This window comes from Brevibacterium sp. LE-L, from assembly GCF_050214925.1.
Taxonomy (GTDB): Bacteria; Actinomycetota; Actinomycetes; order Actinomycetales; family Brevibacteriaceae; genus Brevibacterium.
In genome coordinates this window covers 2,942,006-2,965,320 of the sequence record NZ_CP189759.1, presented here as the reverse complement: position 1 = coordinate 2,965,320, position 23,315 = coordinate 2,942,006, and the positions used below count along the sequence as shown (strand labels likewise).

19 protein-coding genes are annotated in these 23,315 nt (G+C 65.6%); 11 read left to right on the top strand and 8 right to left on the bottom strand.

Annotated elements, in window-relative coordinates:
* Nucleotides 1-75: 75 nt before the first annotated feature.
* Nucleotides 76-1,227, top strand: a complete 1,152-nt coding sequence (locus ACQE2J_RS13440; RefSeq protein ID WP_426936472.1) for a fatty acid desaturase family protein — start codon at nt 76-78, stop codon at nt 1,225-1,227.
* A 10-nt stretch (nt 1,228-1,237) separates the two neighbouring features.
* On the opposite strand, the gene ACQE2J_RS13435 is transcribed toward ACQE2J_RS13440, so the two are convergent.
* Together ACQE2J_RS13435 and ACQE2J_RS13430 are read right to left on the bottom strand one after the other, a co-directional pair.
* Nucleotides 1,238-2,014, bottom strand: a complete 777-nt coding sequence (locus tag ACQE2J_RS13435) for a hydrolase (RefSeq protein ID WP_426936471.1) — start codon at nt 2,012-2,014, stop codon at nt 1,238-1,240.
* Nucleotides 1,974-3,335 (bottom strand): ABC transporter permease, encoded by a 1,362-nt coding sequence (locus ACQE2J_RS13430; RefSeq protein WP_426936470.1) that lies wholly within the window; start codon nt 3,333-3,335, stop codon nt 1,974-1,976. Before ACQE2J_RS13430 ends, ACQE2J_RS13435 begins: the two co-directional genes overlap by 41 nt.
* Nucleotides 3,336-3,427: 92 nt before the next feature.
* Between ACQE2J_RS13430 and ACQE2J_RS13425 the strand changes: the two genes are divergently transcribed.
* A complete protein-coding gene (locus ACQE2J_RS13425; RefSeq protein WP_426936469.1) occupies nt 3,428-4,066 on the top strand; it encodes a TetR/AcrR family transcriptional regulator in 639 nt (212 codons plus the stop codon).
* Here the strand turns inward: ACQE2J_RS13425 and ACQE2J_RS13420 are convergent.
* Together ACQE2J_RS13420 and ACQE2J_RS13415 are read right to left on the bottom strand one after the other, a co-directional pair.
* Nucleotides 4,063-4,800 (bottom strand): MgtC/SapB family protein, encoded by a 738-nt coding sequence (locus ACQE2J_RS13420; RefSeq protein ID WP_426936468.1) that lies wholly within the window; start codon nt 4,798-4,800, stop codon nt 4,063-4,065. The two genes, ACQE2J_RS13425 and ACQE2J_RS13420, sit on opposite strands and share 4 nt — an antisense overlap.
* 87 nt (nt 4,801-4,887) lie before the next feature.
* Nucleotides 4,888-7,281, bottom strand: coding sequence for an ABC transporter permease (locus tag ACQE2J_RS13415; protein WP_426936467.1), 2,394 nt, complete (start codon nt 7,279-7,281; stop codon nt 4,888-4,890).
* Between the two features lie 214 nt (nt 7,282-7,495).
* Between ACQE2J_RS13415 and ACQE2J_RS13410 the strand changes: the two genes are divergently transcribed.
* Complete coding sequence (locus ACQE2J_RS13410) at nt 7,496-8,152, top strand: TetR/AcrR family transcriptional regulator (protein ID WP_425120623.1); 657 nt, start codon at nt 7,496-7,498, stop codon at nt 8,150-8,152.
* Nucleotides 8,153-8,252: 100 nt separating this feature from the next.
* On the opposite strand, the gene ACQE2J_RS13405 is transcribed toward ACQE2J_RS13410, so the two are convergent.
* Nucleotides 8,253-9,338, bottom strand: a complete 1,086-nt coding sequence (locus ACQE2J_RS13405) for an Rv2578c family radical SAM protein (RefSeq protein WP_135538069.1) — start codon at nt 9,336-9,338, stop codon at nt 8,253-8,255.
* 85 nt (nt 9,339-9,423) lie between these two features.
* Nucleotides 9,424-9,954 (bottom strand): flavin reductase family protein, encoded by a 531-nt coding sequence (locus ACQE2J_RS13400; protein WP_135538071.1) that lies wholly within the window; start codon nt 9,952-9,954, stop codon nt 9,424-9,426.
* Between the two features lie 318 nt (nt 9,955-10,272).
* Between ACQE2J_RS13400 and ACQE2J_RS13395 the strand changes: the two genes are divergently transcribed.
* From ACQE2J_RS13395 to ACQE2J_RS13370, 6 genes are all read left to right on the top strand, one after another.
* On the top strand, nt 10,273-11,604 hold the full coding sequence (locus ACQE2J_RS13395) for an MFS transporter (RefSeq protein ID WP_426936466.1): 1,332 nt from the start codon (nt 10,273-10,275) through the stop codon (nt 11,602-11,604).
* A 55-nt stretch (nt 11,605-11,659) separates the two neighbouring features.
* Nucleotides 11,660-13,039 carry an LLM class flavin-dependent oxidoreductase gene (locus ACQE2J_RS13390; RefSeq protein WP_426936465.1) on the top strand — a complete coding sequence of 460 codons (1,380 nt, stop codon included), beginning with the start codon at nt 11,660-11,662 and terminating at the stop codon, nt 13,037-13,039.
* Between the two features lie 89 nt (nt 13,040-13,128).
* Nucleotides 13,129-14,442: an MFS transporter gene (locus tag ACQE2J_RS13385; protein ID WP_425119485.1), complete on the top strand. Its 1,314-nt coding sequence runs from the start codon at nt 13,129-13,131 to the stop codon at nt 14,440-14,442.
* A 108-nt stretch (nt 14,443-14,550) separates the two neighbouring features.
* On the top strand, nt 14,551-16,032 hold the full coding sequence (locus tag ACQE2J_RS13380) for an MFS transporter (protein WP_425119484.1): 1,482 nt from the start codon (nt 14,551-14,553) through the stop codon (nt 16,030-16,032).
* Nucleotides 16,033-16,231: 199 nt separating this feature from the next.
* A complete protein-coding gene (locus ACQE2J_RS13375) occupies nt 16,232-17,749 on the top strand; it encodes an NCS1 family nucleobase:cation symporter-1 (RefSeq protein ID WP_425119483.1) in 1,518 nt (505 codons plus the stop codon).
* A 10-nt stretch (nt 17,750-17,759) separates the two neighbouring features.
* On the top strand, nt 17,760-18,497 hold the full coding sequence (locus ACQE2J_RS13370; protein ID WP_135538079.1) for an aspartate/glutamate racemase family protein: 738 nt from the start codon (nt 17,760-17,762) through the stop codon (nt 18,495-18,497).
* A gap of 67 nt (nt 18,498-18,564) precedes the next feature.
* On the opposite strand, the gene ACQE2J_RS13365 is transcribed toward ACQE2J_RS13370, so the two are convergent.
* A complete protein-coding gene (locus tag ACQE2J_RS13365; RefSeq protein WP_135538080.1) occupies nt 18,565-19,284 on the bottom strand; it encodes a GntR family transcriptional regulator in 720 nt (239 codons plus the stop codon).
* Nucleotides 19,285-19,295: 11 nt separating this feature from the next.
* Nucleotides 19,296-20,972: a DUF885 domain-containing protein gene (locus tag ACQE2J_RS13360; protein WP_135538082.1), complete on the bottom strand. Its 1,677-nt coding sequence runs from the start codon at nt 20,970-20,972 to the stop codon at nt 19,296-19,298.
* Nucleotides 20,973-21,091: 119 nt separating this feature from the next.
* Here ACQE2J_RS13360 and ACQE2J_RS13355 point away from each other — a divergent pair, with 119 nt between their 5' ends.
* Complete coding sequence (locus ACQE2J_RS13355; protein WP_135538084.1) at nt 21,092-22,288, top strand: MFS transporter; 1,197 nt, start codon at nt 21,092-21,094, stop codon at nt 22,286-22,288.
* Between the two features lie 188 nt (nt 22,289-22,476).
* A complete protein-coding gene (locus tag ACQE2J_RS13350; protein ID WP_135538086.1) occupies nt 22,477-23,274 on the top strand; it encodes a nitrilase-related carbon-nitrogen hydrolase in 798 nt (265 codons plus the stop codon).
* Nucleotides 23,275-23,315: the final 41 nt, after the last annotated feature.

Sequence of the window (23,315 nt, the reverse complement as noted above, 5' to 3'; positions counted from 1 at the left end):
CCCTACCCGGGTAGGGGGCCGAAACGGCACCGTAGGGTGACGCGCAGGCAGGCAGCGCACTATAGCGTTGAGGATATGAACTCCTCCGACATGCTCACCACCTCCCTCCCGACGCCGGCCGCGAATCCCGCCGCCCGCGCCGAGGTGCTCGAACGGAGGCGTGCCAAGCGCGGCACCGCGGAGCAGGAATTCACCAGCGACTTCAGCGCGCTCATGGCCCAGGTGAAAGAGGCCGGACTGCTGGCCCGGCGCCCGGGCTGGAACGTGCTGCGATTCAGCCTCCTCGCAGTGGCCTACATCGTCGGCTTCGCCGTGCTCTTCCTGCTCGGCGACAGCTGGTGGCAGATCGCGACCGCGGTCTACTTCGGCGCGCTGTTCACCCAGACGGCCTACGTCGCCCACGATGCTGCCCACCGTCAGATCTTCACCAACGGCAAGGTGGGGGAGTGGGTGTCGACGATCATCGGCAACCTCTTCATCGGGCTGAGCTACGGCTGGTGGCTGAAGAAGCACAATGCTCTCCACCACGCCAACCCGAACAAGGCCGGTGTCGACGGCGACATCGCACCGGGAACTCTCGTGTTCGTGGCCGAAGATGCGCAGAAGCGCACCGGCTTCGCCAAATGGTTCGCCGCTCGGCAGGGATGGGCCTTCTTCCCGCTGCTGACTCTGGCTGGACTGCAGCTGCATGTGCAGTCGGTCCAGGCCATCCTCAAGGGACAGTCATCGATCAAGCGTCGTTGGACAGAGGGCATCCTCATCGCCGTTCGGATCATCGGGTTTCCCGCCCTCGCGATCTGGGCCGCCGGTCCCGTGGTCGGCAGCGTGTTCTTCCTCGTCCAGCTCGCGGTCTTCGGCATCCACATGGGCGGTTCCTTCGCCCCCAACCACAAGGGCCAGCCGATCGTTCCCAAAGACGTCAAGATCGACTTCCTGCGCCGTCAGACACTCATGTCACGCAACATCTCCGGTGGACGCCCGATGGGCTTCCTCATGGGCGGACTCAACTACCAGATCGAACACCACCTGTTCCCGAGCATGCCGAGCGTCAACCTGCACAAGGTCCAGCCCATGGTTCGCGAGTACTGCCGTGAGAAGGGCATCAAGTACACGGAGACGACGCTGTTCGAGTCCTTCGGCATCATCGTCCGCTACCTCAACCGAGTTGGTCTCGGCCAGGCGGATCCCTTCGACTGCCCGGTCACCGCGCAGTTCCGCTCACGTTGAGCACCCGGCCTCAGGTGAGGTCGTCGTGGGCGCCGGAGACCCACGCGGCATAGCGCTGCGCCGAGGTCTGGACCGCAGAATGCGCCCCGGCCGAGATGACTTGGCCGAAGTTGCCGTACATCCGATCGAAATCGAGATCCGCCACCGAGGCGGCGATGCGTCGGACGACATTCGCCGACAGCGGCAGATAGTTTGGGAAGCTGCGCATGAAGGTCACCCATCCCTGCTTGGCCACGGGACCGATCGAATCGCCGCTGAGCATGACCCCGACACCGTCGTGGCCGCGCCATAGTGCGATCGCGCTGCCGGCGAAATGTCCGCCCACGCGCTGCAGAGTGACTGTGGGCAGTGGTCGGGTCTCGTGATAGTACTTCCAGATCCTCTCATCTGTGCGCTGGAGCCACTCGGCATCGGCTCGGCAGACGAAGACGGGTGCCGCACCGAACGCGGCACTCCACTCGAGCTGGAGTCCGAACATGTGCGGGTGGCTGGCCGCGATGGCCTGCACTCCGCCGAGCTCGGCCACCGCAGTGACGGCCTCGGCGTCGATGTACGGAGGGACATCGAAGAGGAGATTCCCCTCAGCGGTCTGCGCGAGGTAGCAGGTCTGGCCGATGCCGAGCTTCGGCTCGACCCGCAGCGCATAGAGTCCGGGCTCGCGTTCGGAGATGGAGACGCGGTGGCCCTCGGACTCGAGCTGTTCACGGGTCGTCCAGATCTGTCCCTGATCGGGCATCCATTGGCGCTCATCGGCGCAGATCGGACACTGCTGCGGCAGAGGAGTCATCGTCTCCACCCCGCAGGTCCTGCAGATCGTCACATCGGTCAGTGCGCTCATCTCCGTGCCACCTCCTGTCTCGAGGATAGTCCCCGTTGCCGCTGTCCACGAGGATAGTCCCAGGACCGCTGAGCTTCTTCGCATGCGCGCGGAGATGGCCGACGATGATGAGGACGATGCCGAGGGCGAACCATCCGAGGAGCACCCACCACTGCGTCGCCATGGGCGAGTCGGGGAAATAGGAGAGATCGCGCAGAAGCGTGCCCGCCGCACCCGGTACGAAGAACTGCCCGATATCGCCCCAGGCGCCGACGAGAAACTCCTTCGGCTGCTGCAGCGATGAGATCGGGTTGCCGATGAACATCGTGAGGATCGCACCCACAGCGATGCCGGTCGTCCCGATGAGTGAGACGAATCCGTTGATGAGTGCTGCAGTCGATGCGACTGCGAGACCGGCGGCGAGGACATTGAGCCCGAAGCTGCCCTGGAGGATTCCGAACCACGACTGGAGGATGAGGGTCAGTGCCAGACCGCCGACGGCTCCGTAGACGACGACGGCGACCGCCCGCATCCGTCGCGAGTGGACGAGCATGCAGGTGAGCACGCCTCCGATGATGCCGCCGATGGTCAGCGGCAGCCCGGCGATGGCCAGTCCCGCCCCGGTCGAATCCTCATCGGACAGCGGCACGACATCGGTGACTTCGACCTGAGGAACCTCGATCGCCGAGGCATCGGCGGGCTGCCGGTCGGCTTGCGGCCCCTCACTCGGCTGTCCGGGCTGTGTTCCGGCGCCAGGCTGTGAGGCCGCCTTGAGTGCGTCCTGCATCTGCTCAAGCCCGTGCTGCATGCCCGAAATCGCCTGCTTGTCGATCTGCTGCTGCATCGTCGAGGCCATCGCCCGCAGCTGCTGCGCGACAGCGGGCGAGGCCGCTGATGAGACGAGGATCTCCGGCTCGTCGCCGAGGACGAGGGCGCCGTAGACGTCCCGGTCTCGGATCATCGTCTCGGCCTCGGCCCGGGTATCGGCGTCCTTGAGATCGAGCATCCCGTCCGGTGCGTTTTCGGTCACTTCGTCGATCTGCTCCTGATCTCCGACCGCGGCGATCGGCAGATCCTTCGGATCCGAGGTGACGGTCGGCCAGCTGAAGGCGAGGAGGATGAGGCTGACGATCGCCGCGGCGAATACGGCGATACCGATCGCGCGCCCGATGCTGTGCTCGGGCAGCCTCGAATCGGCCTCGGCGGACAGGCGGTCGGAAGTGTCGTCATCGCCGCGGCCAGCGGCGGGGAGGCTCGTGCTCTCCGAACTGCGGAGAATTCTCGTGGCCATGAGAGTGTCCAATCATCGAAAACGAATGCTCGTTCTTTTTACGCCTTCCGGTATGATTTATCAAGAATGGTCGTTCGTTTTTGGGGGGAGCAGTGCCGAAGGTCACCGAAGAGCACAGACAGGCGATGCGCCTGCGGATTCAGGATGCGGCGTTGGCGTGCATCGCCCGCAAGGGGTTCAGCGGGACCTCAATGGCTGATATCGTCAAGGAGGCGGACCTCTCCGCCGGCGCTGTCTATGTCTACTATTCCTCGAAGGCCGAGCTCACGACCGACGTCGGGCGTCGCGTGATGGAGCAGCGTGTGGCAGAGCTTGAGGACTTCGGCGATGCCGCGGAGGTTCCGGCACCCCGGGAGGTGTTTCCGCCCCTGCTCGACTCCCTTCTCGACGACAACCCCCTCGCCCCGACCCTGCTTCAGATATGGGGCGAGTCCGCCCATGACAAGGAATTCGCGGAGATAGCAGGAACGATCTTCGAATCTCTGTTGGGGTTCTTCACGGACTACCTCCGAGCCTATTTCCGGCGCTCGGCAGCCATGGACGGCGACGCTGCGGAGCTCAGGGCCCGTGAACTGGCTCCCGCCATCCTGGCGATGATGCAAGGCGCCGTCGTGCAGACCACGGTCTTCGGGCCGAGCGCGCGGGCATCTGTCGGCGCCGGGTTCAGGGCGATGCTCGCCCACCTCGAATGCAGTGCATCACCGGAATCCCTCGACCCCGGTCTGCGCTAGACGGAGTCGCCGTCGGCATCGACGGAGTGCACGCGGTCTTCGCGCATGCTCACCTTGTCCACCCCCGGCAGCTCGATGAGCTGCGGAACGAGGAGGTGCAGCGGTGGTTTGCCTTCGAACTTGCCGTCGATCTGGACCATCCGCACTCCGTTCTCGTCCTCGAAGCGCTTCGTGTCGACGATGGTGTTCGAGAATCCCATCGAGCTCGCTACCCCGAGGATGTCGCGCAGCACTCCGGATCCGTCTTTGTAGGTGATCCGCAGCAGCTTCTTGTGGTCGCTGTCGGGGATGCGCCGGATGAGTGGGGCGATGACGAAGAGGGTGAACAGATGGAGAGCGGTGAGCATCGTGGCCAGTGACAGCATGCCGGCACCGCAGGCCATGCCCACGGCGGCGGTCACCCATATCGTCGCGGCGGTGGTGAGGCCGCGCACCATGTTTCGACCCTTGAAGATCACCCCGGCACCGAGGAAGCCGATGCCCGAAACGATCTGCGCCGCGATCCTCGACGGGTCGAGCCGGATATCGTTTTCGAGCACTCCTGCGAACCCGTAGGCCGAGACCAGGGTGAATGCGCAGGTGCCGATGCCCACCAGCACATGCGTGCGGTAGCCGGCGCTCTTCTGCCGGAACTGCCGCTCGAATCCGATGAGGGAGCACAGGACGAAGCTCACCAGAAGGAACTCGGCTTCCTGCAGGCTCGTGGAGCCGAAGAAATCTGAGACACTCATCATTCACCTCACATTAGTCGGGTACGAACACGACCGACAGCCCGGGACTGTCGGTCGTGTTCGATGAGGCGCTCGTGGGCGGTCCCGAGCTCAGACGGTGGAGGGGATCCGCTCCTGCTCATCGGCCGCCTCGGAGGTGGGGCGTTTCAGGCCGTCACCCGCGGTCGGCGCGTGCGAGGGGCCGGGCTCGGGTGCTGCCTCGTCCTCGACGATCGAGCCCTGCACGGTCTCGGATTCCCACTCTCCTGGGTGCTGCCCCGACTCGAGCGCACGCTGGCGGCCCTCCTTGTTCCTCTCCCTTTCGCGTTCCAGGTGCAGGTTTCCGAAGTCATGCTCCGTGCGCGGGGGGTTGATGCCGTCGATGAGGAACACCAGAGCCAGGGATACGAGGCCCCAGAGGCCGAGGACCTGCAGATGCTCGGCGACGACGTCGCCGTCGAAGTAGAGGACCGAGCGGATCGTCTCAACCGACGCGGCCATCGGCAGGAAGTCGTGCAGGGTCGCGAAGAACGAGGGCACCATGTACTTCGAGAGGGCCCCGTTCGACGCGGGCACACCGGCGAACATGAGGGTGCCGATGACGGGGATGACGGCGAACATCCCGATCAGCCGTTCGAAGACCATCGCGAACATCGAGATGCACGGAATCGCGACGATTCCCGCACCCCACAGGGCCGCGAAGTGGCCGTCGACCGCGCCGGTGATCGGGCCGGCGATGAGAGCGACGACCAGTGACATGAAGGGGGCGTAGATGAGGATGATCGGGATCATCCGTTTGAGCGGGCGGGTCCAGGGGTTCGCGTTCGCGGCCACGATGATGACCATGAATCCGGCGAGGATCCACCCCATGGCCACATACATGACGACCACGCCGTTCTTGTCTCGGTCGGGCAGCGGCTTGACGTCGTCGACCGTGAGGTCCATGTCCTGCGCCGAGGCGACCTGCTCGAAGATCTGGTTGACCACCCGGAAGGACGCATTGTTCCCGGCCTGATTCGCGATCAGGCCGAATTCCGGAGTGTCCTCGGACGGCAGTACGAGAGCGGCGACGTCCTCCCGGTTCTCCACCAGCGCCCGTGCCTCGTCCTCGTCGGTGAGTGCTGTGAAGTCGAACATTCCCTCCATCTGCGCATTGAGCTCATCGATGGTGTCTTCAGCCTGCTCGGTCGACGAGCCGACCACGGCCACGGGCATGTCCTTCGGGGACGGGGAGTGCATCGCGCCGAGCATGAACGAGATCATCATGGTCACCATCGCCAGCGGGAAGATGATCAGTGAGATGTACCGGATGACCTTCGAATCGGGGCGACGTCCGCCGTGGATCGACGGGATGTTGACGTCGAGCGGTTCGGGATTCGGGTTGCGTCGGTGCGAGAGGAAGTCATAGCCCTTCGTCAGCAGGAGACCGACGACGGCTCCGATCGCGAGCACGAGCAGGTGTCCGGTGACTCCGCTGCCGTTGAAGTAGAGCACGGAGCGCAGCGACTCTCCGATCGCCGGCATCGGGAGGAACTCGTGGGTGAAGCGGAAGAACTTCGGCATCGTGTATACGGGCATCGCCATATTCGATGAGGGCATTCCGAGGACCATGAGGAAGAGGATGCCGAAGATCACACCCATGGCTCCGACGAGACGGGTGATGAACAGCTGCACGCAGGAGATCGCGAACACGCCCAACCAGGCGATGCCGAGCACCGCGACGGTGTCCTCGGCATCGACGACGTTGAGGATCGGGCAGGTCACCGTCCAGACGAGTCCGGCGATGAGGGCCGCCCAAGCGCCGAGGATCGGGACGATGCGCTTGAACTTGAGCAGCTCGGGGGAATTCGACCGCAGCACGCTGAACGGCAGATAGCCGGCCATGACGATCGCGGTCATGAGGAACATTGCGGCCAGTCCGGATGGGTCGCTGTCCGGCAGCGGAGCGAGATCCTCGGTGCTCACCGTGAGTCCCTCATCCTGGAGGGCGGGCATGATGAGGTCGGTGACCAGCGTCGACTGCTGCATGCCTGCTCCGCTGGCCGTGTACAGGGTCGCCTTCTTGCCGTCGACGACGACGGCCGCCGAGGCGTCGCGATCGGAGACCATCTGGCGGGCCGTGAATGAGTCGTCGACGACGTCGACATCGAGAGCATCGGGTTCCGAGCCGTTGAGTGCGAACTTCACATCCGAGGCCTTCGAGGGGGACCCGGCCACGACGACCGGCTTGTCGTCGGCGGTGGGGGAGTGCATGGTGCCGAGATAGCTCGTGATCATCATGCCCACGAAGATGAGCGGCATGATGAAGATCGCAAGTGTGCGGCCGATGAATTCGGCCTTGGCGCGCTTGGCCGCTGCCGTCGCGTCCTGATCCGACGCCGAGGCGGAGGGAGCGGCAGAGTCGTCGTTTCCAGACTCAGAGGGTTGAGCGGAACTCCGGTTCGAATCCTCGAGCGCGTCGAGTTCGCGAGCCTCTCGGCGCGTGCGCGGCGGTGGGGTGGTCACTGTCGTCCTCCTGATGTGTGGAAGTCGCGTGATCGCCGTTGACCACCTTGAACTCGACTAGTTTAAGACACGTGACTTAGAATTGTGAAATCGCCTCCCGTTTGCCACAGTGATGGCAGTACTCGCCGAGCCGGGTCCCTCCCTCGGCGGCGCACCGATTCCTTCGGAAGGGCGATTCGGCTGAGGGACGACGACGCTGATGAAGGACGGGTTGATGGGCAGGCAGAGTGACAGGGCACGCGAGGCGCTGCTCAATGCGGCCGAGGAGCTGTTTGCTCGGTACGGCATCGATGCGGTGTCGAATCGGCGGATCGTCGATTACGCTGGAGCCGCGAATCATTCGGCGATCGCCTATCACTTCGGCGGGCGCGACGGTCTGCTCGGTGCGCTCGTCACCCGCCACCTCGACGAGATGGCGGAGCGCAGGGACGCGCTCTTGGCCGAGCTGGGAGAATCGCCCGGAATCCGTGAATATGTTCAGTGCCGTCTGCGTCCGCTGTTCGAACTCCTTGACGACCAGCCCCGTCCGAGCTGGCGTGCGCAGTTCCTCTCCCAGCTGCGATCGGTGCCCTCGGCGGTCGATGTCGCGAAGGCGGTGATGGACGAGTTCGGCGTCCCCGATGACATCAGGTTCATCAACGGCGAGGTCGAGGGCATCCCGGAAGGCGTTCTGCGCGGACGCGCCTATCTGCTCGCGCACATGGTCATCGGCGTGTGTGCGGACCAGGAGGAGAAGATGGCCGAGGGATCTCACCAGGGCACCTGGGAGCAGGTCGGGCGCTTCCTCATCGATGCGGCTGCGGGCATGCTCGCCGCCCCCGTGACCGCCCCCGACGGGCTCGTCCGCTATCCTGCGAAGCCCTTGATCTGACCGGGACGAAGTTCGGCAGGAGCCCTCGGGTGACGGCTGTGCGGTGCCTGCCGGTGACGCAGGTGGTCGTGGAGGCCTGCGCTCCAGGGGCGGTTTCCGATTAGAAGAGCGCTTCCTGCGGCGGGGGAGTCCAGCTCGCCGGTGAAATCGCGAGTCTTCTCCCGGGCGCGGATTGCGTCTCCTCGTGTCCGCGGGTCCCCGTCGTCTGTGCCTTCTGCGTCGCGGGATGGTCATCATCGCTCGACCCCCGCAGTCGGTAGTGGTCAATGAGTGGGTTGATGCGCTCGGCGAGCCACCGACGGTAGTCCTTCGACGCGTAGGAGGACGTGGCGTACATGCGCCGGTAGCGGGGGAGGAGTTCGGGATGTTCGCGTTCGAGCCACTCGAAGAACCATTCGCGTGCGCCCGGCCGCAGGTGCAGTGCCCCGTAGACGACCCGGGCGGCACCGGCGTCTCGGATCGCTCTGAGCGCCGCGTCCAGATGGTCCAGCGAATCGGTGAGTTTGGGCATCACCGGCATGAGGAAGACGGTGACGTCGAATCCGAGTTCGGCTGCCGCCCTCACTGTGGCCAGCCGGGCGGCGGTCGTCGGGGTGCCCGGTTCGATCGTCTGCTGCAGCGCGTCGTTGTGGACGGCGAAGGACATGCTGATCTCCACGGGGACGTCTTCGGCGGCGCGGGACAGGAGCGGAAGGTCTCGGCGCAGCAGCGTGCCCTTGGTGAGGATCGACATCGGGGTGCCGTGCTCGGCCAGCCCGCTGATGATTCCGGGCATCAGACTGTATCGGCCCTCGGCGCGCTGGTACGGATCGGTGTTCGTGCCCAGAGCGACGAGTTCGCGGGTCCACTTCGGCTTCGCGAGTTCTGCGGTGAGCACCTCGGGGGCATTGATCTTGACGATGACCTGGCGGTCGAAGTCCGTCCCGGGGTCGAAATCGAGGTAGCGGTGGGTGTTGCGGGCAAAGCAGTACACGCAGGCGTGGGAGCACCCGCGATACGGATTCACCGTCCAGGCAAAAGGCATCGAGCTGGACTTCGGCACCTTGTTCAGAGCCGACTTCGCGAGCACCTCGTGGAAGGTGATGCCGGCGAACTCCGGTGTCCGCACGCTGCGCACGAGTCCTTTCACTCCGAACAGGTCGGGAGCACTCGGGCCAGCGTCATCGGTCAGTTCGTTCCACCTCATGGCCCAATTCGAACACGAGTTCGAATGAGCGTCAAGAGTGAGGCCCGGCGAGCGGCCCGGTGAGGCCGGTGCCGCAGGGGAGGTGTCAGGGAGTGCGCATGCCCTTGAAGGCGCTGCGGTGGAAGACCAGTGCCTCGGGGCCGTCCTCGTTGGAGGTGCCGAGGATCTCGAGCAGCGCGATGGTGTGGTCGCCGGCTTCGACTTCGTTGTAGAGGCGAGTCCAGAGGAATGCCGAACTGTCCGGGATCGTCAGCCCGCCGGCGGCGGTGACTTCGGGGTCGACCCCGGCGAATCGACGGCTGCGATCCTTCGAGGCCAGTTGCCGGGCCAAGGATTCCTGGTCCGTGCCGAGCAGTGAGATGCCCAGTTCCGGGGCGCGGCGCAGGGTGGGCCAGGTCGTCGAGGAGTTCTGCACGGCGATGCTGACCAGCGGGGGAGTCAGCGAGACGCCGACGGTCAGGGTGGAGGCGACGAGCCCGAGCGGGGTCCCGTCGACTTCGGCGCCGAGGAAGGCGACCCCCTGCGGGAAGTGGGAGAACGTCTCGCGAAGTGCTTCCGGGGTGACCTGGTTCGCCCTCGACGGATGTGTGGTGGTGGGGTCTGCCAGGATCGTCATTCCTTCACCTCTGCTGCTCTGTTGAGCAATGCTCATCGGAGTTTCCCGCGAGTGCGGGCTCCGGCGCGGATCGCTCGGTTGACTGTCGGTTCTGCGTGACGGCCCCTGTGTGAGGCCGTCGGAGACGATCATCGCAAACTGTGACGCCAGATGCAGCGGTCGAGGTCATATGACGACGACGTGTGACCCCATGTGACGGACGGTGTCGGGTCGTGACGACGTGCACGGCGGACCCCGAGCCGCAAAGCATAGATTGCTCAGCGAAACCGACACTGAACACCGATACGACATGCCCATTCGGGCGCACAGGAGCAGGCCATGACACAGAGTCCGGTCACCGAGCCGATGACGCAGGCCCCGCCTCGGCGGCTGCTGGCGGGAAAGAAACGGGTGTTGGCTTCGGCCTTCGCCGGTACGACGATCGAATGGTACGACTTCTACCTCTACGGCACCGCTGCGGCGCTGATCTTCAATGTCCAGTTCTTCCCCTCCGACAGCGAACTCGGCAGTCGCCTGGCCTCCTTCGCCACCCTGGCGGTCGGGTTCTTCGCCCGTCCGTTGGGCGGCATCATCGCCGGCCACCTCGGCGACCGGGTCGGACGCAAGGCCCTCCTCGTCGTGTCCCTGCTGTCGATGGGCATCGCCTCGACTCTCATCGGGCTGGTGCCGAACTTCGCGACCATCGGCTGGTGGGCGGCCGGGGCCCTCGTCGTGCTGCGTATCGTCCAAGGTCTGTCGGCCGGAGCCGAATGGGGCGGATCGGCGCTGCTGTCGGTCGAACATGCACCGGCACGCAAGCGCGGACTCTTCGGCTCATTCACCCAGATCGGCTCGGCGGCGGGAATGCTGCTGGCGACCAGCGCCTTCTTCCTCGTGCAGAACCTGCTGAGCACGGAGCAGTTCGAATCCTTCGGCTGGCGCATCCCGTTCCTCGCCTCCGCCCTCCTCGTCGCCTTGGGACTGTGGATCCGCCTCGGCGTCTCCGACGCCCCGGAATTCCAAGAGCTCAAGGACTCCGGCCAGGTTGCGAAGGCACCGCTGCGTGAAGTCCTCACCGCCCACCCGCGCGTCCTGCTCGTCACGATCGGACTGCGACTGGCGCAGAACAGCGTCTTCTACCTCATCACCGTCTACATGCTCAGCTACCTGACCGAGAACCGCGGCGACTCGACCTCGGGGGTGACGGCCGTGATGATCGCCTCGGGCGTCGGACTCGTCACGGGGCCGGCCTGGGGCTGGGTCTCCGATCGACTCGGCCGGAAGCCGGTGACCATCGGCGGCATCATCGGCGTGGCCGTCTTCGGGTGGCTCTTCTTCGCCTACCTCGACGCAGGTCCGCTGAGCCTTCTTCCCCTCATCGTCATCCTCGGCATGAACCTCGCCCACGATGCGATCTACGGGCCGCAGGCCGCATGGTTCGCTGAGCAGTTCCCCATCGAGGTCCGCTACTCGGGCGTGAACATGGGCTACCAGCTGGGCACCGTCATCGGCGGTGGAATCATGCCGATGGTCGCAGCCCTGCTCTACGTCGCCGGCGGCTACACTCCGTGGCTCATCTGCGGATACCTCACCCTGCTGTGCCTGCTCTCGCTCATCGCCGCCGTGGCGGCGAAGGACCCGGCCCGAGAGCTCTCCCGCACCCCGGCCTGAACAGGCGACACACATCTGCACCAGCACCACGAATCACCGACACAGGAGACTCTCGATGACGAAACCGATCCAGCTCAACGCCTTCGACATGATGACCCCCGTCCACCAGTCACCCGGACTGTGGCGCCATCCGGAATCGCGCGTCGAGGACTTCACTCAGCTGTCCTACTGGACCGACTTGGCACAGACCCTCGAAGAAGGCGGGTTCTCGTCCCTGTTCCTCGCCGACATCCTCGGCGTCTACGATGTCTACGGCGGCAATGCTGATGTCACCAACCGCGGGGGAGTCCAGTTCCCGCTGCTCGACCCGCTGGTCGCCGTGCCCGCCATGGCCGCAGCGACGACGACGCTCGGCTTCGGCATCACCGCATCGGTGACGTATGAGAAGCCCTACCTGCTCGCCCGCACCCTGACCACTCTCGACCACTTCACGAACGGACGAGTGGCATGGAACATCGTCACCAGCTACGTCGAATCTGCCGCCCGCAACCTCGGGCTGGACGGGCAGATCCCGCACGACGAACGCTACGACCGAGCCGATGAGTTCATGGAAGTCATGTACAAGCTCTTCGAAGGCTCGATCACCCCCGAGGCGCTCACGGCCGACGCCGAGGAGAACGTCTTCGTCGACCCCGCCGAAGTCCGCGACATCGGCCACGACGGCAAGTTCTTCACCGTGCCCGGTCAGGCGCTCGCCGTCCCGGGCCCGCAGGGCACCCCGCTGCTGTTCCAGGCCGGAGCCTCGAAGCGCGGACAGGAGTTCGCCCTCGACCACGCCGAGGCGATCTTCTTCTCCGGTCCGACACCGCAGATCCTGCGCAGCTGGGTCGACAAGGTCCGTGACGGACTCGAGGAACGCGGACGGGACCGAGACGCCGTGAAAATCTTCGCCCTGGCCACCGTCATCGTCGACGAAACCGATGAAGCCGCAGAGGCTCGGCTGGCCGACTACCGCCGCTATGTCGACACCGAATCCGCGCTCTCCCTCTTCGGCGGGTGGACCGGCGTCGACCTCTCCGGGGCCTCGCCCGACGACACCCTCGAATATGTGGCCACCGATGCCAACCAGTCCGCGCTCGCCTCCTTCACCACCATGGCCGGAGACAAGCCGTGGACCATTCGCGACCTCGCGGAGTTCGTCGCCCTCGGCGGCCGCGGACCGGTCATCACCGGATCGCCTGCCACGGTCGTCGACGAATTCCAGCGGTGGATGGACGAAGCTGATATCGACGGCTTCAACATCGCGGCCGCCGTCCGACCGGCCGACGCCGAACGTTTCACGAAATACGTCTCACCCGAACTGCGCCGCCGCGGCCTCCTGCCCGAACCCGTCGCCGGAGCCACGGTGCGTGAGCAGCTCACCGGGTCCGGGCCACGACTGGCCGACGATCACACGGGAGCTCGGTACCGCCTCGGGGAGGGTGCGCGCGTCTGACCGCGACGGAGTGAGCCGGGTGCCGGAAGCGGCCGTGGGGCATAATGGTCTGCGGCCGTTTTCCGATCCGTCGACCGAACAGAGACCGCATGAGTGCATCGACGCCGCTGACCACCACCGACAACGCCGAGGATCGCGGATACCGACGCAAGGCGCTGTTCGCCGCCGCCGTCGGCTACGGACTCGACGGCTTCGACCTCCTCATCCTCAGCTTCGCTCTCTCCGGCATCATCGCCTCCTTCGGACTCAGCGACGTCGAAGCGGGATCTCTGTCGACGATCACTCTGCTCGGCGCCGTGGTCGGAGGAATCGTCTTCGGCGCGCTGGCCGACCGACACGGTCGAGTCAGGGTGCTCACGTGGACGGTGCTCATCTTCGCCGTGTTCACCGGGCTCTCAGCCCTGGCCCAGGGGTACTGGGATCTTGCGGCGTACCGGTTCGTCGCCGGAATCGGCATCGGCGGTGAGTTCGGCATCGGGATGGCCCTGGCCGCCGAGGCGGTGCGAGCCGACCAGCGTGCCCGGGCCACCTCATGGGTCGGGGTGGGATTCCAGCTCGGTGTGTTCGCTGCCGCTGTCGTCTCTGCTCCCGTCATCGCCTGGTGGGGGTGGCGGGCGCTGTTCGTCATCGGACTCTTCCCCGCCGTCTACGTCTTCTTCGTCCGCCGCGGCGTCGGCGAACCCGAGGCCTTCGTCCGGGCGCAGGAGCAGACCGCCGAAGCCGACGTCGATGAGGAGGCAGGTTCCGGGGCGGGGCCCGCGGCCTCCTCGCGGGAATCCTCGGCAGCAGTCCGAGAGTCCTTCGCCGCGAAGATCGGCGCCCTGGCGAAAGACCGGGAGACAGTGACGATCACCTTCGCCCTGACGGTCCTCACCAGCGTGCAGAACTTCGGGTACTTCGGCATCATCACCTGGCTGCCGAACTACCTCTCGGAGCAGATGGGACTCGGCATCACGAAGGGCTCCCTGTGGACGGGCGTGACCGTGATGGGCATGCTCGCGGGAATCCTCATCTTCGGACAGTTCGCCGACCGCCTCGGGCGTCGACCCGCCTTCTGGATCTTCCAGTCCGGGGCGATCGTCACGATCCTCGTCTACAGCCAGCTCAGTGACCCGACAGCGCTGCTCGCGGGAGGGTTCTTCATGGGCGCTTTCGCCAACGGCATGCTCGGCGGCCATGGGGCGCTGCTCGCGGAGATGTACCCGACCGAAGTCCGCGCCACGGCCCAGAACGTCATCTTCAACATCGGCCGAGCCCTCGGCGGCCTGGCCCCCGTCGTCATCGCTGTGCTGGCCGGATCCCTGGGCTTCGGATTCGCACTGGCGCTGCTGCCGACCATCTACGTCATCCAGTTCCTCGCCATGTTCCTGCTTCCGGAGAAGCGCGGGCACGCTCTCGTCTGAGCCGGCGTCGGTGAAGAACCGCGGGGGCCGGCCGTGCTCGTCGCATCGGTGACGAAGTGTGACGGCCGGAACCGACCCTCAGCGACGACGGAGTCATACTTGGCGACTGTGACTTCGACAGATCCCGCCGCCGACGCGGCTCAGACAGCATCAGCAGCTCCGGCGCCATCGGCCGCCCAGCCCCCGCGGATCGTGGCCTCCGCCGCCGACATCCACTCGGTCCTCGCCGAATTCGGGTCCCAGGGCACGAAGACGACGGCGGTCATCATCCTCGCCCTCGGCGGCATCTTCATGGACGCCTACGACTTCTCCTCCCTGGCCTTCGGGATCACCGCGATCCAAGAGCAGTTCGGTCTCAGCGGCTTCATGACAGGTCTCGTCAATGCCTCGATCATGGTCGGTGCTGTCATCGGCGCGCTCTTCGGCGGATACCTCGTCGACCGGTTCGGACGCTACAAACTGTTCATGGCCGATATGGTCTTCTTCGTCGTCGCGGCAATCGGCTGCGCGCTGGCGCCGAACGAGTGGGTGCTCATCGCCTTCCGCTTCGTCATGGGAATCGGCGTCGGACTCGACCTGCCGGTGGCGATGGCCTTCCTCGCCGAATTCTCCAAACTCAAGGGCAAAGGCAACCGCTCACAGCGCGTCAACGCCTGGTCTCCGGCCTGGTACTTCGCCACCGGCGTCGGCTATCTCGTCGTGCTCATCATCTTCATCACCCTGCCGTACGACCAGCACACGATCCTGTGGCGCATCGTCGTCGGCTTCGGTGCCGTACCGGCCCTCATCGTGCTCCTCGTCCGTCGCCGCTACCTGGCCGAATCGCCCGAATGGCTGGCCAATCAGGGGGATCTGCGCGGAGCAGTCGAAGTCATGCGCAGCCACCACAACCTCAATGTCGAGCTCGCTCCCGCCGAGGATCGCGAGGCCGCGACCTCGACCGACACAGTCAAGGGCGGACGGTGGAGTGGCTTCGCCGAACTCTTCTCTCCTCGCTACCGTGTGCGCACCATAGTCGCCCTCTGCGTGTCCGTGTTCTCGACGTTCGGCTACAACGCCGTCGCCTACGGCACCCCGCTCATCATCACCACGCTCTTCCATCAGACGCCGCTGATCACGATCATCTCCTCGCTGATCATCAACCTCGGCTTCGGCACGATCGGCGGTCTGCTGGGGATGAGCATCGTCAACCGCTTCGGCACCCGCAGGATCACTCTCGTCGGATTCATCATCCAGGCGGCTTCGCTCGGGCTGCTGGCGATCGTCGGCATCCCGAACGGGGCACTGGTCATCGTCGCCGTCGCCATGCTCTCGGCCTTCGTCTTCGCTCAGGCCGGCGGTCCGGGAGCGAACCTCATGAACTACGCGACGCTGTCGTATCCGACGCGGCTGCGAGGAATCGGCATCGGCTTCAACCAGTCCGTGCTGCGTGCCTTCTCGATCGTCTCGCTCATCATGTTCCCGATCCTCGCCGCTTCGCTGGGCACCGGCGTGTTCTGGATCGTCGCCTGTGCCCCGCTGGCCGGTGCGATCGCCGTCGGCGTCGTCGCCTGGGACCCGACGGCCAAGGACGTCGAAGACGAAGCCTGAAGCCAGTCCGCGCCGCCGAGGCAAACGGGAATGGTATGCCATTCCCGTTTGCCTCGGCGGCACACTTCTCTTTGTGATCTGCATTGCCAATCGCGTGTGAGCCAGGTTACGCTGAACGAGTCAGATTTCGGCACTACAGCGCTGTGTTCCCACTTTTGGTATCCCAGCGTGGGGTGCGTTGGAACCGAGGAGTGGACGCATGAGGAAAACCGAGACGGCGGAGGCGGCAAAGCCCGCACGCCTGGGGCCCAGCCCCGAACAGCTGACAGCGCATGGGATCAGCCCTCGGTTCTACAATGCCGACCTTGCTCCGGCGCGGAAGGAAGGGCGCAGCTGGACGGCGTACAGCGTCTTCAGCCTGTGGGCCAACGACGTCCACTCGCTCGGCAACTACGGCTTCGCGCTCGGACTCTTCGCCCTCGGCCTCGGTGCCTGGCAGATCCTCGTGGCTCTGCTCGTCGGTGCCGCACTGCTGTTCTTCCTGCTCACCCTCTCCGGGTTCATGGGATACAAGACGGGCGTGCCCTATCCGGTGATGAGCCGGATCTCCTTCGGCGTCCACGGCGCGCAGCTGGCCGCCTCGGTGCGCGGAATCGTCGCCATCGCCTGGTTCGGCATCCAGACCTATCTGGCCTCGAGCGTGCTCAACGTTCTGCTGCTCACGATCATCCCGGGCCTGCAGCCGTGGGCCGATGCCGAGTTCCTCGGTCTGTCGGGCCTGGGCTGGTTCTCCTTCTCCCTGCTGTGGATCGTCCAGGTCATCATCGTCAGCTACGGCATGGAGATGATCCGACGCTACGAAGCCATCGCCGGACCCATCATCCTCGTCACCTTCCTCGCCCTGGCGATCTGGATGCTCGTGCGCGTCGACTTCTCCATCGCCTGGTCGACCGATGACGCCCTGTCCGGGTGGCCGATGTGGATGCACATCCTCGGCGGCGGCTCCCTGTGGGTGGCCATCTACGGCACCTTCGTGCTCAACTTCTCCGACTTCACCCGGGCTGCGAAGAAGAAGGGGTCGATCGTCGTCGGCAACTTCTGGGGCATCCCGGTGAACATGCTCGTCTTCGGTCTCGTCGTCATCTCGCTCGCCGGAGCCCAGTACAAGATCGACGGCACCGTCATCACCTCACCGGCCGATATCGTCCAGTCGATCGGCAACCCCGTTCTGCTCGCCCTCGCCTCTCTGTCTCTGCTGCTGCTCACGGTCGCCGTCAACCTCATGGCGAACTTCGTCGCCCCGACCTACGCACTGACGAATCTCTTCCCGCGCCACCTCGATTTCCGCAGCGCGGCGATCATCTCCGCAATCATCGGATTCGTCATCCTGCCGTGGAACCTCTACAACTCACCGGTGGTCATCGTCTACTTCCTCGGCGGGCTCGGGGCGCTGCTGGGACCCCTGTTCGGCGTGATCATGGTCGACTACTGGGTCATCCGCAAGACCAAGGTCAATGTCCCGCAGCTGTACACGGAAGCCAAGGACGGTGAGTACTTCTACCATCGCGGCGTCAACTGGCGAGCCATCGGCGCGTTCATCCCGGCCTCTGTGATCTCACTGGTCTTCGCCCTCGTGCCCGCCTTCGCCGGATTCTCGGAGTTCTCGTGGTTCTCCGGCGCCGCGATCGCCGCCCTCATCTACTTCGTCATCGCCCGCCGCGACTTCACCTTCCGTGAGGTCGACGGTGAGGAGATCGCCGTCCCCACCCAGCACTGATCGGAGCGCCATGAGAATCCTCGTCGTCAACGTGAATACGACGCAGACCATGACCGAAGGCATCGCCGAGGCGGCCCGGCAGGCCGCTTCGGCAGGCACGGAGATCATCGGCCTGACCCCCGAATTCGGGGCGGAATCCTGCGAGGGCAACGTCGAGAGCTATCTTGCCGCCCTCGGCGTCATGGATGCCGTGCTCAAATACTCCGGCCAGTTCGATGCCGTGATCCAAGCCGGGTACGGAGAGCACGGAAGGGAGGGTCTGCAGGAGCTCCTCGACGTGCCCGTCATCGACATCACCGAGGCGGGGGCGGCTCTGGCGCTGTTCCTCGGCCACCGCTTCTCCGTGGTCACGTCGCTCGATCGAACCGTCCCGCTCATCGAGGATCGGCTGCTGCTGGCCGGGCTCGATGCGCACTGCGTGTCCGTGCGGGCTTCGGGGATGGCCGTGCTCGAGCTCGAGGAGAATCCCGATGCTGCGGTCTCCGCGATCGTCGATCAGGCCGCCGCGGCGGTCGAGAAGGATCGTGCCGAGACCATCGTGCTCGGCTGCGGCGGCATGGCCGACCTCGGCGAGACGATCCGCGAACGCTGTGCAGTCCCCGTCGTCGACGGCGTCGCCGCGGCCGTGCGTCTGGCCGAATCTCTCGTCGGTCTCGGTCTGAGCACCTCGAAGGTGCGCACCTATGCCCCGGCCCGGAAGAAGCGCCTGAGCGGTTGGCCGTTCCCTGAAACGCCCTCGGCCTCCTGAACGCCCTCGGCCTCTCAGCGACCCCGGCCGCCTGTTCGGCAACGGTCTCCTGACTGACCTCGGCCGCTCAGTCGGTCGGGTCCGACTCCTGCGGTGCGGCGGAGGGATCGGCCGGAGAACCGTCAGCTGAGTGGCCGGCCTGGGCCAGCCGTTTCGACTTCTTGTCGTGCTGCTCCTGGCTCGTGCCCAGGTGGCGGGCCGCCAGCGCGCCGGCGAGCTCCTGATCCCGACGGGCGATTGCGTCGAAGAGTTCAGCATGCTCGGTGGCCACGACGTCCAGGTCGTCATGCTGGCTCAGCTGCCAGCGCATCCGCGAATCGAGCAGGGTGCCGATCTCTGCCAGCAGCTCATTGCCGGAGAGTTCGACGACGATGGCATGGAATTCCGCGGCGCACCGGTGGGCTCCGACGACGTCGCCGGCGTCCGAGAGCTCACGGCCTTTGAGCATCGTCGCCTCGAGCCGTGCCAGACCCTGGCGAGTGTGCCTCTGGGCGGCGAGCTCGAAGGAGAGCACGTCGAATACCGTGCGCACCTCGTTGAGATCGGCGATGTCGCTGGGGGAGAACTCCCGGACCGTCGACCACGTGTTCGGCCGATTCGTCACGAGCCCTTCGGAGGCGAGCTTCTTCAGCGCCTCTCGGACCGGTACGCGTGAGACACCGAGCTCGGTCGCGAGATTGCGTTCGACGAGCTTCTCACCCGGTGCCCGGTCGCCGTCGATGATCTCATTGCGCAGCACCTCGGTGACCCGCACGGTCTCCGAACGCGGAGTTTCAGCAGACGTCATCTCACCTCTTCTCACTGCGTGCGCTTCATCGCACGGCCGAGAGCGTCGAGGCCGACCGAACCGAGACCCAGCGCACGAGTGTGGAACTCCTTGAGGTCGAAGTCAGCACCGGCGGCGGTCTTCGCCTCGTCCCGGTACTGCTCCCACAGCCGCTGACCGATCTTATAGCTCGGAGCCTGACCGGGCCAACCGAGGTAGCGGTCGAGTTCGAAGGCGAGGAAGGACCGGTCCATGGCGACATTGTCGGTGAGGAACTGCCAGGCCTTCTCTCGGTTCCAGATTCCCCCGCCGAGGCTGGAAGGGGCCTCGAGGCCGAGATGGAAGCCGATGTCGAGAACGACGCGAGCCGCCCGCAGACGCTGCGAATCGAGCATGCCGAGATAGTCGCCGGGATCGTCGAGGAAACCGAGATCGGCCATGAGCTTCTCCGCGTACAGTGCCCAGCCCTCACCGTGACCGGACACCCAGCACATGAGCCTGCGCCAGCGGTTGAGGGTGTCAGAGACGTACGTGGCCTGGCCGACCTGCAGGTGATGGCCGGGCACACCTTCGTGATAGACGGTCGTCTTCTCCTGCCAGGTGGCGAACTCCGTGACGCCTTCGGGCACCGACCACCACATGCGGCCGGGTCGGGAGAAGTCATCGGTCGGGCCCGTGTAGTAGATGCCGCCGGTGGCTGACGGTGCGATCATGCATTCGATCGTGCGCACGGGTTCGGGAATGTCGAAATGGGACTTGCCGAGTGCGGTGATCGCTTCGTCGGCCACCCCCTGCATCCACTCGCGCAGAGCATCGGCGCCCTTCAGGGTGCGGTCGGGATCTCTGTTCAGCTCCTCCATGACCTCGAACAGGTCTGCGCCGGGCAGGATCTTCGCAGCGATCTCGCGCTGTTCGGCATCGATGCGGGCGAGCTCTTCGAGCCCCCAGGCGTAGGTCTCGTCGAAGTCGACTTCGGCGCCGAGGAAGTCCCGGGAGTCCAGCGCATAGGCTTCGCGTCCGCAGGCTTCATTCTCTCCGCCGGCGGGCAGCAGCTGCTCACCGAGGAAGTCGGCAAGACCGGCGGCGGCTTCGCGGGCCGCCTCGGCGTGGGACTTCAGCTCGCCATGCAGAGTCTCGGGGACATCGCCTGCGCCGGTGGCGAGGCGGTCGAAGCTGCTGCCGGGCTCAGCGAGGGCACGAGCCTGTTCGATGACCTTCTCGATCTGTATCCGAGCGGCGACCTGACCGTCCTCGCGTGCCATCGCCAGCGACTCCTGATAGCCGGCGAGCGAGGAGGGCACCGCGGCCAGCGTGGTCGCGATGGTCTGCCAGTCGGCGACGGTGTCGGTGGGCATGAGGTCGAAGACGTCGCGGACCTGCTGGAGTGGGGATTCGATGACGTTGAGGCTGGAGTGCTTGAGTCCGGCTTCGTAGCAGTCCCGGTCGACACCGAGGCGATCTCGCATGGCATCGATGGTCACGAGATCGACCTCGTCGAGCTCGGATTCGGCCGCGGCCTCATCGAGTCGGGCCAGGGTCGCGACGGTGACATCATTGAGCGCGGCGAGCCCGGCGGGGGAGAAGTCATCGAGTCCCTGCTTGCCGTCGAGCCCGAGGTAGAGGGCCAGGGACGGGGAGAGGGCGAGCATGTCATCGACGTAGGCTTCGGCGACCGCGTCGACGGCGGACGGGGTTCTCTTCTGGGTCATGTCCTCCACCCTATCGCGAGCTGAGTCACATCCGCGGTGGACCCGAGCACTGTCGTGCTCTCGAACCCGCTAGTGTATCTAAGGTCCCGACGCACAGCAGAAAGAGAGGCCGAACTCCCGTGGCACGAGCGAAGCTGTGGACGAAGGACTTCATCGTCGGGATCGGTCTCAATCTGTCGATGTCGATGGTGTTCTACCTGCTCATGACGTCCATGGCCGGATACGCCGTCGCCCGGTTCTCCGCCGGGGAGGCTGCCGCCGGCTTCGCGTCCTCATCGTTCGTCCTCGGTGCCGTGGTCGCCCGTGTGCTCACGGGCAAGTATCTCGACTTCATCGGCCGTCGCACTCTGCTCATCATCACCATGGCGGTCTCGGTCCTCGCCTCGCTGGCGTATATGGCCGCCGACGGTCTCACACTCCTGCTCGTCCTCCGCATTGTCCACGGCATCGCCTTCGGAGCCGGGAACACCGCGATCATGACCGCCATCCAGAGCATCATCCCCGCCTCTCGGCGAGGTGAGGGGACCGGGTACTTCGGGACCGCGACGACTCTGTCGACGGCCCTCGGTCCGTACCTGGGGGTGATCATCCCCCGCGAATTCGACTTCGCGATGCTCTTCATCGCCTCGGCGATCATGTCCGTGTTCGCTCTCATCTCCTGTGTGCTCATCCGCCTGCCGGTCCAGGAGCTCAGCGACTATCAGCGCCGGACGAAATGGCAGCTCACCCTCGGCACGCTCGTCGACCGGGACGGTCTGCGCATCGGTTCGGTGATGCTGCTGGCCGGAACCGCGTACGCCGCGGCGCTCGTCTTCCTCGCCGGGTACGCGGCCGAACACGGAGTCGCTGCGGCGGCTTCGCTGTTCTTCGTCGCCTTCGCTGCGGCCTCACTGGTCGCCCGCCTGTTCGTCGGCCGGATGCAGGACGCCTTCGGCGACAATGCGGTGATCTTCCCCGTCTTCATCTGCGATATCGCCGGCAATCTCCTCCTGGCCCTGTGGCCGACGATGCCGGGAATCGTCCTCGCCGGTGTGCTCATCGGATTCGGCTTCGGTTCGCTCATGCCGTGCATGCAGGCGATCACGGTCAAATCCGTGCCGATGAGCAGGGTCCCCGTGGCCACCGCGTCGTTCTTCCTCCTCCTCGACGCGGGCTCGGGCATCGGCCCGGTGGTCCTCGGTTTCCTCTATCCGCTGACCGGAGGCAATGGCATGTTCCTCGTCTGCGCGGGACTCGTCGTCGCGGCCATCGTCGTCTACGTGTGGGTCCACGGACGTCGCCGAGGCGGTCGACCGGGCCGGGAATTCCTCGCCTGACAGGCACATGCCGCCACCGGGACCCCGTTCCGGGCTGCGTCGGCAGCCAGGTGGCTCCGCATGGTTGGGCTGTTCCGACGGCCAGGTGAGCTCCGCACGGTTCCGCCGGCGCGAGGGAGGAGATAGCCTGAGAGTGAACCGCAGGGAGGGCGCACCCTCCTTCGCACGCCCGTTTCCGGAGGATGAGAATGAAGTTCGCTCTCGCTCAGATCAACTCGACCACCTCGGTGTCCGACAACCTCGAGAAGGTTCGCACCTATGCGCATGAGGCGGCCGCTGCGGGCGCCCGGTTCATCGTCTTCCCCGAAGCCACGATGTCGGCCTTCGGGTCGGGACTGCGCGCCATCGCCGAGGAGAACTCCGAAACCTGGCGGACAGCGCTGCAGGAACTCGCCGTCGATTCCGGCATCACCGTCATCGTCGGCGAATTCGCCACGGCCGCGGACAAGGTCATCAATCTGCTGGCCGTGTACGCACCGAGCGGCGAACGCCGTGACTACGCGAAGATCCATCTCTACGACGCCTTCGGCTTCAAGGAGTCGGACACCGTCGAGGCCGGAGAGGAGCCGGTCGTCATCGACATCGACGGCGAAGACATCGGGCTGGCCCTGTGCTATGACATCCGCTTCCCCAAACTCTTCGCCGAACTCAGCCGACGCGGTGCCCGCCTCGCGCTTGTCGCCGCTTCCTGGGGCGCCGGTCCGCGCAAGGTCGAACAGTGGGAGATCCTCGCCCGGGCCAGGGCCTTGGACTCGAATATGTTCATCGCCGCCCTCGGCCAGGCCGATCCCGAAGTCACCGGAGTCGAGGTGCCGAAGAAGGGGCCGACCGGTGTCGGGCACAGCCTCGTGTCCGACCCCTTGGGCAAGGTGCTGGTCTCCCTCGACGGGGCCGAAGGCCTCGAGATCGTCGACCTCGACCTCAGTGCCGCGGACTCCGCCGCCGAGACGGTCCCTGTGCTGGCCAACGCGAAGCTCGGCTACTGATGCGCATGTCGACCGTGCAGCTCATCCGCTGACGGTTTCGG

What these genes read in the sequence shown, in the direction of transcription:
- ACQE2J_RS13440 (WP_426936472.1), top strand. Translation starts at nt 76, where the DNA reads ATGAACTCCTCCGACATGCTCACCACCTCCCTCCCGACGCCGGCCGCG.
- ACQE2J_RS13435 (WP_426936471.1), bottom strand. Translation starts at nt 2,014, where the DNA reads ATGACTCCTCTGCCGCAGCAGTGTCCGATCTGCGCCGATGAGCGCCAA.
- ACQE2J_RS13430 (WP_426936470.1), bottom strand. Translation starts at nt 3,335, where the DNA reads ATGGCCACGAGAATTCTCCGCAGTTCGGAGAGCACGAGCCTCCCCGCC.
- ACQE2J_RS13420 (WP_426936468.1), bottom strand. Translation starts at nt 4,800, where the DNA reads ATGATGAGTGTCTCAGATTTCTTCGGCTCCACGAGCCTGCAGGAAGCC.
- ACQE2J_RS13410 (WP_425120623.1), top strand. Translation starts at nt 7,496, where the DNA reads ATGGGCAGGCAGAGTGACAGGGCACGCGAGGCGCTGCTCAATGCGGCC.
- ACQE2J_RS13405 (WP_135538069.1), bottom strand. Translation starts at nt 9,338, where the DNA reads ATGAGGTGGAACGAACTGACCGATGACGCTGGCCCGAGTGCTCCCGAC.
- ACQE2J_RS13400 (WP_135538071.1), bottom strand. Translation starts at nt 9,954, where the DNA reads ATGACGATCCTGGCAGACCCCACCACCACACATCCGTCGAGGGCGAAC.
- ACQE2J_RS13395 (WP_426936466.1), top strand. Translation starts at nt 10,273, where the DNA reads ATGACACAGAGTCCGGTCACCGAGCCGATGACGCAGGCCCCGCCTCGG.
- ACQE2J_RS13390 (WP_426936465.1), top strand. Translation starts at nt 11,660, where the DNA reads ATGACGAAACCGATCCAGCTCAACGCCTTCGACATGATGACCCCCGTC.
- ACQE2J_RS13385 (WP_425119485.1), top strand. Translation starts at nt 13,129, where the DNA reads ATGAGTGCATCGACGCCGCTGACCACCACCGACAACGCCGAGGATCGC.
- ACQE2J_RS13375 (WP_425119483.1), top strand. Translation starts at nt 16,232, where the DNA reads ATGAGGAAAACCGAGACGGCGGAGGCGGCAAAGCCCGCACGCCTGGGG.
- ACQE2J_RS13370 (WP_135538079.1), top strand. Translation starts at nt 17,760, where the DNA reads ATGAGAATCCTCGTCGTCAACGTGAATACGACGCAGACCATGACCGAA.
- ACQE2J_RS13365 (WP_135538080.1), bottom strand. Translation starts at nt 19,284, where the DNA reads ATGACGTCTGCTGAAACTCCGCGTTCGGAGACCGTGCGGGTCACCGAG.
- ACQE2J_RS13360 (WP_135538082.1), bottom strand. Translation starts at nt 20,972, where the DNA reads ATGACCCAGAAGAGAACCCCGTCCGCCGTCGACGCGGTCGCCGAAGCC.
- ACQE2J_RS13350 (WP_135538086.1), top strand. Translation starts at nt 22,477, where the DNA reads ATGAAGTTCGCTCTCGCTCAGATCAACTCGACCACCTCGGTGTCCGAC.